Annotated in this window: 16 protein-coding genes; 7 read left to right on the forward strand and 9 right to left on the reverse strand. The window is 62.3% G+C overall.

Translation table 11 applies throughout. The annotated features are described in order from the left end of the window. Positions 1–16 precede the first annotated feature (16 nt). The 3 genes from GR212_RS12645 to GR212_RS12655 all read right to left on the reverse strand — a co-directional run bounded on the left by GR212_RS12645 (position 17) and on the right by GR212_RS12655 (position 2,484). Complete coding sequence (locus GR212_RS12645; RefSeq protein ID WP_163986899.1) at positions 17–1,165, reverse strand: efflux RND transporter periplasmic adaptor subunit; 1,149 nt, start codon at positions 1,163–1,165, stop codon at positions 17–19. Between the two features lie 57 nt (positions 1,166–1,222). Beyond that, positions 1,223–1,831 carry a TetR family transcriptional regulator gene (locus GR212_RS12650; RefSeq protein ID WP_163986900.1) on the reverse strand — a complete coding sequence of 203 codons (609 nt, stop codon included), beginning with the start codon at positions 1,829–1,831 and terminating at the stop codon, positions 1,223–1,225. A 221-nt stretch (positions 1,832–2,052) separates the two neighbouring features. Further along, on the reverse strand, positions 2,053–2,484 hold the full coding sequence (locus tag GR212_RS12655) for an OsmC family protein (protein WP_163986901.1): 432 nt from the start codon (positions 2,482–2,484) through the stop codon (positions 2,053–2,055). A gap of 366 nt (positions 2,485–2,850) precedes the next feature. Between GR212_RS12655 and GR212_RS12660 the strand changes: the two genes are divergently transcribed. Together GR212_RS12660 and dgoD are read left to right on the forward strand one after the other, a co-directional pair. Continuing rightward, positions 2,851–3,645 carry an FCD domain-containing protein gene (locus GR212_RS12660; protein ID WP_163986902.1) on the forward strand — a complete coding sequence of 265 codons (795 nt, stop codon included), beginning with the start codon at positions 2,851–2,853 and terminating at the stop codon, positions 3,643–3,645. A 31-nt stretch (positions 3,646–3,676) separates the two neighbouring features. Next, positions 3,677–4,825 carry a galactonate dehydratase gene (gene dgoD, locus GR212_RS12665; protein WP_163986903.1) on the forward strand — a complete coding sequence of 383 codons (1,149 nt, stop codon included), beginning with the start codon at positions 3,677–3,679 and terminating at the stop codon, positions 4,823–4,825. 412 nt (positions 4,826–5,237) lie between these two features. Here dgoD and GR212_RS12670 read toward each other — a convergent pair whose 3' ends face one another. From GR212_RS12670 to GR212_RS12695, 6 genes are all read right to left on the reverse strand, one after another. After that, positions 5,238–5,954, reverse strand: coding sequence for a Bax inhibitor-1/YccA family protein (locus tag GR212_RS12670; protein WP_163986904.1), 717 nt, complete (start codon positions 5,952–5,954; stop codon positions 5,238–5,240). A gap of 22 nt (positions 5,955–5,976) precedes the next feature. Then, positions 5,977–6,747, reverse strand: a complete 771-nt coding sequence (locus tag GR212_RS12675; RefSeq protein WP_163986905.1) for an anti-sigma factor family protein — start codon at positions 6,745–6,747, stop codon at positions 5,977–5,979. Then, the gene (locus tag GR212_RS12680) at positions 6,734–7,273 is read right to left on the reverse strand and encodes a sigma-70 family RNA polymerase sigma factor (protein WP_163986906.1); all 540 of its coding nucleotides are present in this window, start codon (positions 7,271–7,273) and stop codon (positions 6,734–6,736) included. Before GR212_RS12680 ends, GR212_RS12675 begins: the two co-directional genes overlap by 14 nt. Positions 7,274–7,337: 64 nt before the next feature. Then, positions 7,338–8,261, reverse strand: coding sequence for a bestrophin family protein (locus GR212_RS12685; protein ID WP_163986907.1), 924 nt, complete (start codon positions 8,259–8,261; stop codon positions 7,338–7,340). Between the two features lie 122 nt (positions 8,262–8,383). Then, a complete protein-coding gene (gene msrA / locus GR212_RS12690) occupies positions 8,384–9,136 on the reverse strand; it encodes a peptide-methionine (S)-S-oxide reductase MsrA (RefSeq protein ID WP_163986908.1) in 753 nt (250 codons plus the stop codon). A 121-nt stretch (positions 9,137–9,257) separates the two neighbouring features. Next, positions 9,258–9,467 carry a SlyX family protein gene (locus tag GR212_RS12695; protein WP_163986909.1) on the reverse strand — a complete coding sequence of 70 codons (210 nt, stop codon included), beginning with the start codon at positions 9,465–9,467 and terminating at the stop codon, positions 9,258–9,260. 230 nt (positions 9,468–9,697) lie between these two features. Here GR212_RS12695 and GR212_RS12700 point away from each other — a divergent pair, with 230 nt between their 5' ends. Genes GR212_RS12700 through GR212_RS12720 form a run of 5 tightly spaced genes read left to right on the forward strand, consistent with a single transcriptional unit; the run spans position 9,698 to position 14,741 of the window. Then, complete coding sequence (locus GR212_RS12700; protein ID WP_163986910.1) at positions 9,698–10,534, forward strand: metallophosphoesterase family protein; 837 nt, start codon at positions 9,698–9,700, stop codon at positions 10,532–10,534. Then, positions 10,531–11,694 carry an ABC transporter ATP-binding protein gene (locus tag GR212_RS12705; protein WP_163986911.1) on the forward strand — a complete coding sequence of 388 codons (1,164 nt, stop codon included), beginning with the start codon at positions 10,531–10,533 and terminating at the stop codon, positions 11,692–11,694. The genes GR212_RS12700 and GR212_RS12705 overlap by 4 nt, the downstream gene beginning before the upstream one ends. Continuing rightward, positions 11,687–12,610 carry a carbohydrate ABC transporter permease gene (locus tag GR212_RS12710; RefSeq protein ID WP_163986912.1) on the forward strand — a complete coding sequence of 308 codons (924 nt, stop codon included), beginning with the start codon at positions 11,687–11,689 and terminating at the stop codon, positions 12,608–12,610. The genes GR212_RS12705 and GR212_RS12710 overlap by 8 nt, the downstream gene beginning before the upstream one ends. Next, positions 12,607–13,443 carry a carbohydrate ABC transporter permease gene (locus GR212_RS12715; RefSeq protein WP_163986913.1) on the forward strand — a complete coding sequence of 279 codons (837 nt, stop codon included), beginning with the start codon at positions 12,607–12,609 and terminating at the stop codon, positions 13,441–13,443. The genes GR212_RS12710 and GR212_RS12715 overlap by 4 nt, the downstream gene beginning before the upstream one ends. A gap of 32 nt (positions 13,444–13,475) precedes the next feature. Next, on the forward strand, positions 13,476–14,741 hold the full coding sequence (locus GR212_RS12720; protein ID WP_163986914.1) for an ABC transporter substrate-binding protein: 1,266 nt from the start codon (positions 13,476–13,478) through the stop codon (positions 14,739–14,741). The last annotated feature ends 13 nt before the right edge of the window (positions 14,742–14,754 follow it).

The following is a 14,754-nucleotide window of genomic DNA, read 5'->3' on the forward strand; positions in this document are numbered from 1 at the left end:
CGCCCTCTCGATCCGGTCAGCGCACGACGTCCGCCGAAGCGGCGCTGGTTTCTGCGGAGGCCTGCTGAGCTGAAGCAGCCGGAAGCTTGACCTTCATGTTCTCGGTCATGAATTGCGTGCCGGCGGCGACGACGATATCGCCGGTCTTGAGCCCGTCGGCAATGCGCACGCCGTCATCGGCGAAATCCGCCACCTTGATGGCGCGGGAATGCACGGTGCCGGCGCTGCGATCGACGAGCCAGACGATCTGCTGCCCGTCCTTCTGCGCAAGCGCGCTCAGCGGAATGGAAACATAGGGCTTCGTGTTGTCGGCAATCGCCTCGATCGTCGCCGTCATGCCGAGCAGAACCTGCGGATCGTTCGGCAGGCTCACGCGCACCGCAAAGGTGCGCGACTGATCGGCGCTGCCGGATACTTCCCGCACCTTTCCATCCAGCACGAGAGCCGTGTCGGACCAGAAGCGCGCCTTGACGTCCTTGCCGACCTTGAACTGGGCGATATCCATTTCCGGTACGGCGACCTGTACTTCCTTTTCGCCGTCGACGGCGACGGTGATGACGGGGGTGCCGGAGCTGACCACCTGGCCGACATCGGCATTGATTGCCGTGACGATGCCGTTCATGTCAGACGCGAGATCGGCGTAGGCCACCTGGTTCTTCGCCTCGGCGAGAGCCGATACCGCGGAATCCCGCGTCGACACGGCCTGCTCGTAGGAGAGCTCGGCCTGTTCGAGCTGCGACTTCGGCGAGACGTTCTTGTCGAAGAGCGTCTGGGCGCGGTTGCGGGCAAGCTCTGCCGTCTGCACCTGCTTTTCCGCGGCATCAAGATCGGCCTGCGAACGGCGGACGGCAAGCACATAGTCGGTCGCATCCATCCGGGCGAGCACATCGCCGGGCTTGACCCGCTGGCCGATATCCACATTGCGTTCGATAATCTTGCCGGCGACGCGGAAGCCGAGGTTCATTTCCGTCCGCGCCCGCACGGCGCCGGAATAATCGAGCTTGCGCGTCGTGTCCGCCTGGGCGATTTCGACCACCTTCACCGGCCGGATCACTTCCGCTGTCTCTTCTTTTTTCTCGTTGCAGCCGGAGAGCGTCAGCCCGAGGGCGGCAAGCAGCGCCGCCCCGGCAACGTTCCGTATGGTAGTGGTCGTCAGCGAAACCATGTCGCTCTCCTATGCGAACAAAAACTGGCGCGCACCGGCTATCCGGTGCGCAGGCTGCTATTTCTTCAAGGCTCGGATGGCGAACTCGATGAGTTCTTCAGGTCGGGCCTGGTATGTCTTGTTGAGGCCCTGGGCGACCATCTGCGGGTGGCAGAGGTCGACGGTAGCCGCGCCGAAGCACTTGGATGCCACATGGGGGTCCTGATCGACGAACTCGCCGGCGGCGATGCCCTCAGCGATGATCTCGGTAATCACCTCCTGGATGCGATAGATGTGTTCCTCGATGACATGCCATTCCCGTTCGATGGCAATGACGACCATCTCGTGAACCTTCTGTTCGTCGAGCATGGTCTCCAGCGTCATCTTGTACTGGGCCATGGTATAGGCCCGCAGCCGTTCGGATGCGCTGATGGGCTGATTGCGGACGGATAAGGCCATCTGGTAGCTCTGATCGAGCATGCGCCCGCAGAGCGCCTGATGAATGTCGGCCTTGGAACCGAAGAAACGATAGATATTCGCCGTGGACATGCCGAGATCGCGGGCGATGTCGGCCACGGTCGTCTTGCTGTAGCCGTAGTGACGAAACAGCCTTTCGGCTGTTTCGAGAATCCGCGTGATGTTTTCCTGACGGGCAGAATCGGCGCTAACGTCGGGGAGGTCGAGCATAAGCAGAGCCTGATGGTTTACGAGTGACGATTTTCAACTTTCGTCACTCGTAAACCATCAGAGTGTCGATGTCAAGAAAACCGCCCACAACCGTGGGCGGTTTTCGGATCCTATTGATTACACCGAGAATGCGCCGAACAACCTGAAACAAGGGTTAAATCATCGACAACGCATCATACGGACCGGTATCGACATGTTCGGCATTTTGTCGCAGAGGCGGTTTAGCCGGCGCGAACTTCCAGCGAGATCGGAACGGAGGTGAGCGCCTTGGAGACCGGGCACCCCGCCTTCGCCTTGTTGGCAAGTTCGGTGAAAGTCGCCTCGTCGGCGCCGGGAACCTTGCCCGTCAGCGTCAGGTGAATCGCGGTGATGGCGAAACCGCCTTCGACGCTCTCAAGCGTCACCTTGGCCGTCGTCTCCATGCTTTCGGCGGTGAAGCCGGCCTCGTTGAGGATCAGCGACAGTGCCATGGTGAAACAACCCGCATGCGCCGCTCCGATCAGCTCTTCCGGATTGGTGCCGGCAACGCCTTCGAAGCGGCTGGCAAAGCCGTAAGGATAGTGATTGAGCGCGCCGCTCTGCGTCGAGATCTGGCCTTTGCCGTCCTTCAAGCCACCGGACCATTGAGCCGAACCTGTGCGATTGATCTGCATGTCGTCCTCCTTGTCGTTGAATGAGCTTCGGGAGCGGAACCCGCTTTCCCGCGATGACCAGCAGCAAATGATTTTCATCACCCGCCGCGCGGCCACCATAGACTTTCTATCGGTCGAAGACGACGCCGCCATAACAACGGCAGCGCCGCCTTGAGAAGATGCGGCACGGCGGATTGTTCCCTTCCGCGATAAGATAATGCCATTTAATCATCATACAAAATACTTGCCAATGTATGATGATTGACGTATCTTGATGCCCATACGGAAAACGCTTGAAACGAAGCTGGCATTGGCTGCGCCAAAAGCCCGCATAGGTCCCCGTCACGAGATTTCGGGGAGCATGCAAAGCGGCGTGGAGGAGATAGGGTGAATTCTCTTGAAGGACAGGAGGACAGTTCCTCGGCTCAACCCGCGCGCCGTCCGCGCGTAAGAAAGAACGTCACCGCCTCGATCGCCGAAGACATCTGCGCCGAACGCTATCCCTCCGGCTCGACGCTGCCGCGCGAAAACGATCTTTGCCAGATCTATGGCGTCAGCCGCACGGTGATCCGCGAATCCCTCAAGGTGCTGGAATCGAAAGGGCTTGTGCGCGGCAAGCCGCGCATCGGCACCACTGTCTGCGATAGGGACGACTGGAACATTCTCGATCAGGACGTCCTGGAATGGATGGGCCCCTATATTGCCGATTTCGACATTCTCGGCTCCATCCTGGAAGCACGCCGCACCATAGAACCCGCCGCCGCCGAATATGCGGCGGAGCGCGCCACGGCCCGGGAAATTGCCGATCTGGAGCATGCGTGGCAGCAGATGCGCGACAGCGGCGATGATCCGGAGCGCTTCACCGAGGCCGACGTGACCTTTCACAAGGTACTGCTCGGCGCCAGCCACAACCAGGTCTTCCGCCGCCTGTCCAGCGCCATGCATGCCGGCTTGAAATATGCGCTCCATGCCTCCAACGTCGCCGCCCATAGCCGCGACGACGCGATCGCGGTTCACGGCGAACTTGTCGAGGCGCTGCGCCTTCGCGACCGCGCCGCCGCGCGTGACTGCGCCCATCGCATGCTCGATCTTGCCGTCCGCGACCTCGCGGTCGAACGGCAGTCCCGCGATGGCCGGAGACCCATTTCCGATACCCCGAAATCCGCGGCGCCGCGCCGCTGATACAATCCGAAGCCGAACTGGAAGCATTCCCATGAAGATCACGAAACTGACGACCTACATCGTTCCGCCGCGCTGGATGTTCCTGAAGATCGAAACCGACGAAGGCATCGTCGGCTGGGGCGAGCCCGTGGTCGAGGGTCGCGCGCTGACGGTGCAGGCGGCCGTCCACGAGCTGGAAGACTACCTGATCGGCAAGGACCCCTTCCTGATCGAGGACCATTGGACCGTCATGTACCGCGCCGGCTTCTATCGCGGCGGCGCCATCCACATGTCGGCGCTCGCCGGCATCGATCAGGCGCTGTGGGACATCAAGGGCAAGGCGCTGGGCCAGCCGATCCATTCGCTGCTCGGCGGCCAGGTGCGCGACAGGATCAAGGTCTATTCCTGGATCGGCGGCGACCGCCCCTCCGACGTCGCCAACAATGCCAAGGACGTCGTTGCCCGCGGCTTCAAGGCGATCAAGCTCAACGGCTGCGAGGAAATGCAGATCGTCGACACCTATGACAAGGTGGAAAAGGCGGTCGAGACCATCGCCACCATCCGCGAGGCGATCGGCCCCTATATCGGCATCGGCGTCGATTTCCACGGCCGCGTCCACCGGCCGATGGCCAAGGTGCTCGCCAAGGAGCTGGAACCCTACAAGCTGCTGTTCATCGAGGAGCCCGTTCTCTCCGAGAACCGCGAGGCGCTGAAGGAAATCGCCAACCATTGCTCGACGCCGATCGCGCTCGGCGAGCGCCTCTATTCGCGCTGGGACTTCAAGTCCGTGCTGTCGGACGGCTATGTCGATATTCTGCAGCCGGACCTCTCCCATGCCGGCGGCATCACCGAATGCCGCAAGATCGCGGCGATGGCGGAAGCCTATGACGTGGCGCTGGCGCCGCATTGTCCGCTCGGCCCGATCGCCCTTGCCGCCTGCCTGCAGGTCGATGCCGTCAGCTACAACGCCTTCATCCAGGAACAGAGCCTCGGCATCCACTACAACAAGGGCAACGACATCCTCGACTACATCTCCAACAAGGAGGTGTTCCAGTATGCCGACGGTTTCGTGTCGATCCCGCAGGGACCCGGCCTCGGCATCGAGGTGGATGAGGCCTATGTCATCGAGCGCGCCAAGGAAGGTCATCGCTGGCGCAATCCGGTCTGGCGTCACGAAGACGGCAGCGTCGCAGAGTGGTAGGATCGTGACCTTCTTCTGACGGAAGAAGGATATTGCATCCCCAAGGTTCAAGGGCCCGACAGCAGCACATCTGCGTTGTCGGGCCCTTTCTTTTGACCGATGCTCTCTTAATCCGGCACCTTTCCCCTTTGCCGCGCTGCGGCGAAGACGGTCGATGGGCGCCACGCCGTCAGATCCGGCGTCTCGTCTGCCGATGCTTCCGGCGATAGTCCGGCGCCATCGCGGCAAGTCCGCTTTCGCTCTGGGCCAGCGGCCGCACCCTTCAAAAAGTTGCGCCTGCAGTATCGGCGCAGATACTGCAGGCGCTTCATGCGTCTCAACAAGCCCCCAGGGAGACGCATTACCGGAGCATGGTCACCAAAGGCGTGGAGTGCCCTTTGGCTCGGACCATGCTCAAGCAGGCAATTTCAAACTACTCCCGCTCGCCGGTGAAATTGAGCAGCAGCTGGAAGATGTTGACGAAGTTCAGGTAGAGCGACAGGGCACCGAAGACGGCGAGCTTCTGCTGCGATTCCTGATCGTGGTTCTCGGCATACTGTTCCTTGATGTTCTGCGTATCCCAGGCGGTCAGGCCGACGAAGACGACGATGCCGATGATCGAGATGGCGAACTGCAGCGCGCTCGAACCCAGGAAGATGTTGACGATGCTGGCGATAACCACGCCGAACAGGCCCATCATCAGGAACGAGCCGATGTTGGAAAGATCACGCTTCGTCGTGTAGCCGTAAAGGCTGGTCGCGCCGAACATGGTCGCGGCGATGAAGAAGGTGCGGGCGATGCTCGTGCCGGTGAAGACCAGGAAAACCGAGGCCAGCGAGAGGCCCATGACCGCACAGAACGCCCAGAACATCGTCTGCGCCGTGCTGGCCGACATGGACTGGATGCGGAACGAGAAGAAGAGCACGAAGGCGAGCGGCGCCAGCATGACGACCCACTTCAGCGGGCTCTGGAAAATCGGCACGTAGAGCGCCGGCGTGGTGCCGACGATCAGCGCGACGATACCGGTCACGACAAGGCCGATGCCCATGTAGTTGTAGACGCGCAGCATGTGCTTGCGCAGACCTTCGTCGAAGAGCGCCTGCGAGCCGGCGGCGGCTCCGAAGCCGTATCGCGGATTGGTCGGATTCATGGTCGTTCTCCTTTAACTCAAACTAGTACAGGCTGCGGGCAAGCTTTTCGGCATCGCCGTCGAGCTGACCCGCCTGGCCATTGCCGATCAGCGCATAGGCGACCTCGCCGATCTGCCAGTAGGCAGCCTGGACGTCGTCACGCTTGATGTGACTGACCTCCTGCACGGCGAAATTGCCCGGACGGACGGCGAACAGTGACAGATGCCCGTCCTTGCCGGCATCGACCATCATTTCGACGCTCGGGCCAAACTCGGACGGATAGATCTGGGCATCGGTGACGCGCCAGTCGCCTGGCAGGTCCGGCAATACAATTGCCGTCGATGCGCGGATTTCTTCCGGATTGTAATTCTCCGCCACCGATTGCGGCTTGACCTCTTCGCGCACCGTGGTCGTCTTGTAGGCGCGCACCGCATCGTCGACGAACGCCGGCGCCGGCACGGACGCATTGACCTCGCTCGCCGTGAAGGCGCCGAAGGACGTATGCGCGACCCAACCGGTCATCACCAGCACGGCAACGGCGGCGACGCGCTGGAAAGAGCCCAGCATGCGGCCATAGACCAGCCCGCGCTCCAGCCGCCGCGCGGCTTCCCGCGTTTCTGCCCGGACCACATGGCTTTCCCCGGCCAAGGCCATGCGCAACTCGCCACGGATGCTCATGTCGGCCATCACCTTGGCGGCGATCTCAGGATGCTCCGAGAGGTAGGATTCCACCTCGACACGGCGGCCGAGAGTGAGCTCGCCATCGACATAGGCGTCGAGATCGGTATCGATGATCGGATCAACGATTTTCATTGCCGCCTCCCTCGATAAGCCGCAAATGGGAGACCTTGGAGGTCGCGTCTTCGAAATTTCTAAGGCTCGTCCTTGCCCGCGCGATGCGCGACATCAGCGTGCCGACAGGAATGCCAAGCGCCGATGCAGCCTCCTGATAGGAAAGATCCTCGATCGCCACCAGATGCAGCGCCTCGCGCTGCTCTTCGGGCAGGTTGAAAAAGGCCTCGCGAACCTGGCTCAGCCGCACCGTATGGTCCTGCGACGCCGGCAACGCCGTCTCCAGCTCTGCCGCCGCCTCTTCATGGCGACGGTTCAGCGACTTCTTGTGACGCAGGCGATCGATATGCACATTGTGCAGGATCGACAGCAGCCAGGTGCGCAGGTTGCCGTCGCGCCGGAAAGATGCCTTGCGCTCGTATGCCTTGACCAGCGCGTCATGCACCAGGTCTTCGGCCTCGTCCGCATTGCGCACGAGCGAGCGGGCATAGCGTCTCAGCGAACCGAGCTGCCCCAAAACATCGAATGTGCGTCCTTTGCGTTCCATACATCTATATACGGAAGCACTTCGGATTCTATTCCATGACTTGTCGAATATTTTTTGCCGATTTTCACATCAGCACGAAATCCTTCGGCTGCGGCAGCGGCGGCAGGTCGGTTTCCCCGAGCGCTTCGCGCAGATTGATCTCGATCGTATCGGCAAGGGCGCCGATGGCGAGCGCATTGGGGCGCTGGCCGAACGGGTCTTCCAGTTCGTCGCCGAGCGCATCGAGACCGAAGAAGGTGTAGGCGATCAATGCCGTGACGAAAGGAGAGCCCCAGCCGAGCGTATCGACATAGCCGAAGGGCAGCAGGAAGCAGAAGAGATAGGCGGTGCGGTGCAGCAGCAGCGTATAGCCGAACGGCAGCGGCGTGTTGCGGATGCGCTCGCATGCGGCCTGCACGGCTCCCATCTGGCCGATGCTGATATCCAGCATCTGGTATTGGATATCCGAGATCGCGCCTGCGGCCTTCGATCGCGCAAGATCGGCCGACATCAGGCGCAGGATGAGGTCCGCCCGGTTCCGGGCCGTGCGATAGAGATCGGCCTCGCCTGCCGTCAGCAAGCGCAGCACCTTGCTCTCATCGCTGCCCGGCCGCAGCTGGCAGACAAGCGCCTGCGCGAAAGCCATGGTCAGGCGCAGCAGGTTCTTGCGCATGTCGGCGCCCGCCTCGCCTTCCGCTTCAAGCACCAATGTCTGGCGGGCAAAGCCGCGGGCAACATAGACGAGCTGCCCCCAGTCGCGCCGTCCCTCCCACCAGCGGTCGTAGGCGGCATTGTTTCGGAAGCCGAGGAAGATCGAAAGCGCTATGCCGAGTAGGGAAAGTGACGAGCCGTTGAAGGAAACGACCAGGTTCGGGCTCTCCTCATGCCCCCAGACGATCAATGCCGACATCAGGAAGATGACGATGATCTGCGGCAGGATGCGCCGAATGATCGAACCGCGAACGATGAAAAAAAGCTGCAGAAGATTCGGCCGGTCGCGGACGATCATGGCGAAGCATACTCTCGATGACTATCTGGTGAGGCAGCAATACACCAGACGAGCCGGGAGTAACGAGCATTTCTTGCAAGGCGGCGGTGACCGGCGATCATCCCTCGCCGGTCACCGAGCCGTCAGTTCGCGCTGGCGCTCGCCGTCACCAGAACCGGGTCGGCGCGATAATCCTTGGGAAAGAGATGCTCCAGGTTCTTCACCTTCGGCAGGTCGTTGATGACGATATAGGGATAGCTCGGATGGGTCGTCAGGAAATCCTGATGATAGTCCTCCGCGGCATAGAATTGCCTGGATGGCTCGATCTTGGTGACGATTGCGGCATCGAAGACCTTGGCGTGATTGAGCTGGTCGATATAGGCGCGGGCGATATCGGCCTGTGACTGGCTGGTCGGGAAGATGGCCGAGCGATATTGCGTGCCGCTGTCCGGCCCCTGATAGTTCAGCTCGGTCGGATCATGGACAACGGAGAAGTAGATCTGCAGCAGGTGCCCATAGCTGATCTTGTGCGGATCGAAGACGACACGCACCGACTCAGCATGGCCGGTATCGCCCGTGCTCACCATTTCATAGTGAGCCGCATCCTTGTTGCCGCCGGCATAGCCTGAGGTCGCGCTGACGACGCCGTTGACATGCTGGAACACGCCCTGCACGCCCCAGAAGCAACCGCCGGCAAGCACGACCGTTTCCGTCCCTGCCGAAGCCGCCTTTTCATCTTGGCTCGGCGGGGGAATGACGCGCGCATCCTCGGCCGAAGCTCGGCCGACAAATTGCAGCGCAACTCCACCAAGCAACACCGCACCCGCCGCGAGACCGGCAAAGCGGGTGACGCGCGCCGAATACATGCGGATCATGTCCGTCGATAAAGTCTTCATGATGATTTCCTCTCGACCGAGATTGTAAATGCTCCGGTCACAAGGAAATACGGGAAGACAGGCCCTTTTGTTACACACGCCCGCGTGAAACACCGAAACGTGAACGAAGCGCCGGAAAGGATCAGTAATGCGGCGGCTTCGTAATGGCTGGCGCGTCGAGCGACTGCTCCTCCAGCGTCAGGAAGCGCTCCGTCAGCCGATCGAGCTTCTGGCGGGTCTGCTCGACGACCTTCCATTGCTCCGCGAGCTGGTCGGACAGTTCCTCGATGGTCTTCGCCTGATGGGCGACCGTTTCCTCGAGTTTGATGATGCGGCTCTGTTCGTCTGACATATCTGATCCCTTTCGCAACGATCTATAACACCGGGGCCGCCGCGTACAGTGCTCCCGCTCGGCGTGAAGCGGACGCCGGCGCCGTTTGACGGCGATGTGACAAAACTGAAAAACAGCTGAAAAGACCCGTTACCTAACTGACATGGGGGCCTTCTAAAGAAAGCGCAGAGACGCGCCGGTTGAAGGCAATCCCTTTGGCGCACCCTTTCTGAAGACTTCGGAGAAGCGCCTTGAAGATCATCCAGATCACCGACACCCATTTGAGCCCCAACAAGCCGCATTTCAACGGCAACTGGGAACCGCTGGCGAAATGGATCGAGGCAAGTGGCGCCGACCTCGTCGTCCATACCGGCGACTTGAGCGTCGATGGCGCCGACAAGGACGAAGATCTGATCTTCTCCATGGAGATGATGCGGCAGGTTTCCGTGCCGATGCTGATCGTGCCCGGCAACCACGATGTCGGCCACCTGCCCGGTTCCCATCAACCCGTCAATCCCGAGCGGCTGGACCGCTGGCGCCGGCTCGTCGGCCCGGATTACTGGGCGAAGGATGTCGACAACTGGCGGCTGATCGGCCTCAACAGCCTGCTGATGGGCTTCGAGGATGCCGAGGAGCAGAAGCAGTTCGACTGGCTGCAGCATATGCTCGAAAGCCGTGGCGACCGCCGCGTGGCCCTGTTCGCCCACAAGCCGCTGTTCGTCGATGCGCCCGACGAGGGCGATACCGGTTACTGGAGCGTGCGCCCGGCACAGCGCCGCCGGCTCTATGATCTGATCTCGGCCCATGACGTCGCCCTGTTCGGCAGCGGCCATCTGCACTGGACCTGGGAAGGCCGCTTCAACGACACCAACCTGGTCTGGGCACCGCCCGGCGCCTTCATCCTCGACAAGATGGAACGCGAAATGCCGGGCGAACGGCTGATCGGCGCCGCCGTCCACGCGCTTGGCGAGAACGCATCGACCGAAATCGTCGCCGTTCCCGGCATGACCGCCTACTTCCTCGACGACGTCGTGATGGAAGTCTATCCGCTGGCCGCCCCGAAGCTCCAGAAGGAGTCGACCGAATGAGCGCACTCTCGCTTCGCGGCATCGCCAAATCCTTCGGCGGCAACGCCATCCTCAAGGGTGTCGATCTCGACGTCGAGCCCGGCGAATTCATCGCCCTCGTCGGCCCGTCCGGCTGCGGCAAGAGCACGCTGCTGCGCATCCTCGCAGGACTCGACCATGCCGACAGCGGCGAAATCATCCTCGGCGGCAACGACGTTTCCGGCGTTGCGGCGGCAGACCGCAACATCGCCATGGTCTTCCAGTCCTACGCGCTCTATCCGCATCTGACGGCCTCGGAAAACATCGCCGTGCCGCTCGCCATGCGCCGGCTGACGCGCACGCAGCGCCTGCCCTTCATCGGCTCGCTGATCCCCGGCCAGCGCGCGGCGCGCTCCGGTATCATCCGCGACGTCCGCGAAATGGCGGTCTCGTTGAAGATCGACCACCTGCTCGACCGCAAGCCCGGCCAGATGTCCGGCGGCCAGCGCCAGCGCGTGGCGCTCGCCCGCGCCATGGTCCGCCGCCCCGCCGTCTTCCTCATGGACGAGCCGCTTTCCAATCTCGACGCCAATCTGCGCGTCCATGCCCGCGGCGAGATCGTCGACCTGCATCGCCGCGCCGGCGTTCCCACGGTCTACGTCACCCACGACCAGGCCGAGGCCCTGTCGATGGCCGATCGCGTCGCCGTGATGATCGGCGGGCAGTTGCTGCAGCTCGCCTCGCCGCAGACGATCTATGACGATCCCTCGCATATCGAGGTCGCCCGCTTCGTCGGCCAGCCGCGCATCAACCTTCTGCCGGCGCTGGCCGAAAACGGCGTCGTCGCCTTCGGCGGCATCCGGCTCGCGCTGGAAGACGGCAGCTTTGCCGGCAACACCATCACGCTCGGCATCCGCCCGGAATTCGTGACGCTCGCCCAGGGCCGGCAGGATGCGCTCGCAGCCCGCATCGAGCGAATGGAATTCCTAGGCTCCGAAGTCATCCTCCATGCCAGGCTCGACGCCATCGGCGAGACCATGATCGTCAAGCTCACCCCCGCCGAGGCCGCCGGCCTCTCGGCGGGCACGCCCGTCGCGCTGACGCTTGCGCCGGAGCAGGCCATGGTCTTTGCCGAGGACGGCCGCCGCCTGCGCACCGTTCCGCTCACCGTGGACGCCACGCGGGAGAAGGCGCATGGCTAGCATTGCCGCCACATCCCTGCCGATGCGGGCGGCGGCGGCACGCGAGCGCGGCGAAGCCCGCACGGCGCTGCTGTTCGCCCTGCCCGCCATCGTTCTCATCGTGCTGTTCATCCTGGTGCCGATCGTCGCCGTCGTCGTGCTCGGCTTCACGGATTTCCAGCTTGGCGACAACAGCCTGCGCTTCGTCGCCTTCGAAAACTATGCGCATCTGCTGAAAGACCGCACCTTTCTGAAATCGCTGTGGAACACGACGGTCTATACGGCAATCGTCGCACCCGTCTCGATCGTGCTCGGCCTCGGCGTCGCATTGCTGATCGAGAGCGAGGGCATCGGCCGCAGCTTCTTCCGCACCGCCTACTTCCTGCCCGTCGCCTCGCTGATCGTGGCGATGGCGACCGTCTGGCAATATCTCTTCCATCCCACCATCGGCCCGATCAACGCGCTTCTGGCGGAAATCGGCGTGCGCGGCCCGAACTGGCTCGGCTCCTCGGCGACGGCCCTTTATAGCCTGTCGATCATCGGCGTCTGGCAGTCGGTCGGCTTCAACATGGTGCTGTTTCTGGCCGGCCTCACCGCCATCCCGCGCGAGCTCTATGCCGCTGCCGAAGTGGATGGCGCAAAATCGGCATTCGACCGCTTCTGGCTCGTCACCTGGCCGATGCTCGGGCCGACGACGCTCTTCGTCACCACGATCAGCATCATCAACGCCGTGAAGGTCTTCGACACCGTCAAGGCATTGACCGACGGCGGCCCGAACCATGCTTCCGAAGTCCTGCTCTTCACCATCTACCAGGAAGGCTTCGTCTATCTGCGGGTCGGCTATGCCTCGGCGATGACCACGGTGTTTCTCGCCATCCTTGTGGTGCTGACCTTCCTGCAATATCGCGTCCAGGACCGGCAGGTGCACTACACATGACCTCCACAGGCTTCACTCCCGGCCGCATCCTGCGCCTCTCCCTGCTGATCCTCGGCTCGCTCGTCTTCCTGGCGCCCTACATCTTCATGATCTCGACGGCCGGCAAGGCGCAGGACGATATCTTCACCTCGGCGCTGAAGCTGATCCCGACGCATTTCTTCTACGTCGAGAACATCACCAAGGCGCTGAGCAAGGTGTCGATGGGCACGCTGCTGTTCAACGGCGTCGTCGTCTGCGGCCTGATCTTCTTCTTCCAGGTGCTGATCGCCATTCCCTGCGCCTATGCCATGGCCAAGCTGAAGTTCCCGGCCGCGCGCACCATGATGGTGCTGGTCATGCTCGGCCTGCTGATCCCGATCCACGCGACGGCGCTGCCGCTCTATGTCGGCTTCAACAGCCTGTCGCTCCTGAACAGCTACACGGCCCTGGTCGCGCCCTTCTCGATCTCGGTCTTCGCGATCTTCATGTTCCTGCAGTTCTTCCGTGCCATGCCGGACGATCTGATCCACGCCGCCCGCCTCGACGGCATGTCGGAACTCGGCATCGTCGCCCGCGTCATCGTGCCGAATGCGTGGCCGGCAGTCACGGCCTTCGCGATCTTCTCGGTCGTCGCGCACTGGAACGACCTCTACTGGCCGCTGATCGTCATCAGCAAGCAGGACTACGCCACGCCGCCGCTGGGCCTCATGTATTTCCGCGCCGCCGAAGCCGGCGACGACTACGGCGCGCTCATGGCGGCGACCCTCATCATCACCCTTCCCCTCGTCGTCGCATTCCTTCTGGCACAGAAGCGTTTCGTCGAGGGCATCACCATGACCGGTCTCAAGGGCTGACCGGTTCGAAATTTGAAAACGGAGAACGAGCGATGAAGCATATCACCCAGATTCTCGCCGCCGCGGCCATTTCGATGGTCGTGTCGGTCCCGGCCTATGCCGAAACCACCCTGACGGTTCACTATCCCATGCCGGGCTTCTTCAAGGACGTGATGGACACGATCTCGAAGAAGTTCATGGAACAGAATCCCGACATCAAGATCCAGTTCGCCGCCCCTTCGGCCACCTATGAGGAAGGCATCCAGACCATCCTTCGCCAGGCCGGCACCAGCGAGATGCCCGATGTCACCTTCATCGGCCTCAACCGCCTGCGCATGATGGACGAGCGCAATGTCGCCGTCGATCTCGGACCGCTCGTCCAGAAGGACGGCAACATGGCCGAGCAGGGCTTCTCCGACACCATCCTCAAGCTCGCCCAGGTCAAGGGCAAGCAGGTCGGCCTCGCCTTCGCGACCTCGAACCCGATCATGTATTACAATGCCGACCTGGTGAAGGCTGCCGGCGGCGACCCGGACAACCCGCCGAAGACCTGGGACGAAGTCCTAACGCTCGCCGGCAAGATCAAGGCGCTCGGCAACGGCGTCGACGGCATCGACTTCCGCTGGCAGGGTGACGACTGGATGTTCTCCGCCCTCCTCTTCGGCGCCGGCGGCAAGATGCTGAGCGACGATGAGACCAAGGTTGCCTTCAACAGCCCCGAGGGACAGAAGGCCGTCGACATGATCGAGCGCATGGTCAAGGAAGGCGGCATGCCGGTCTTCACCAAGGCTGCCGGCGAACAGGCCTTCGCGGCCGGCAAGGTCGGCTTCGAATTCCAGACCACCGGCGCGCTCATCAACACCATCAAGAATGTCGGCACCAAGTTCGACCTGCGCACCGCGAAGATCCCGCTGATCGATCCGGTCAACGGCCGCCTTCCCACGGGCGGCAACGCTGTCGTCATCCTGACGCATGACCCCGTCAAGGAAGACGCCGCCTGGAAGTTCGCCAAATTCGCCGCCGGCCCCTACGGCGCATCGGTCGTCGTTCCCGGCACCGGCTACGTTCCGAACAACGAACTCGCCGCCAAGTCTTCGGAATATCTCGGCGACTTCTACAAGAAGAACCCGCTGTTCCAGGCCAGCCTCAACCAGATGTCGGTGATGATCCCCTGGTATGCCTTCCCCGGTGCCAACGGCGTCAGGGTTACGCAGACCATCGTCGACAACCTCTCGCGCATCGTCGACGGCTCGGCCACGCCGAAGGAAGCCCTCGATGACGCCGCTGCCGACGTCGAAGGGATGCTGCCGCGCAGCTGATCTTTCGGCCGGC

Origin of the sequence: Martinezella lusitana (genome assembly GCF_010668395.1) — a bacterium.
Taxonomy (GTDB): Bacteria; Pseudomonadota; Alphaproteobacteria; order Rhizobiales; family Rhizobiaceae; genus Rhizobium; species Rhizobium lusitanum_A.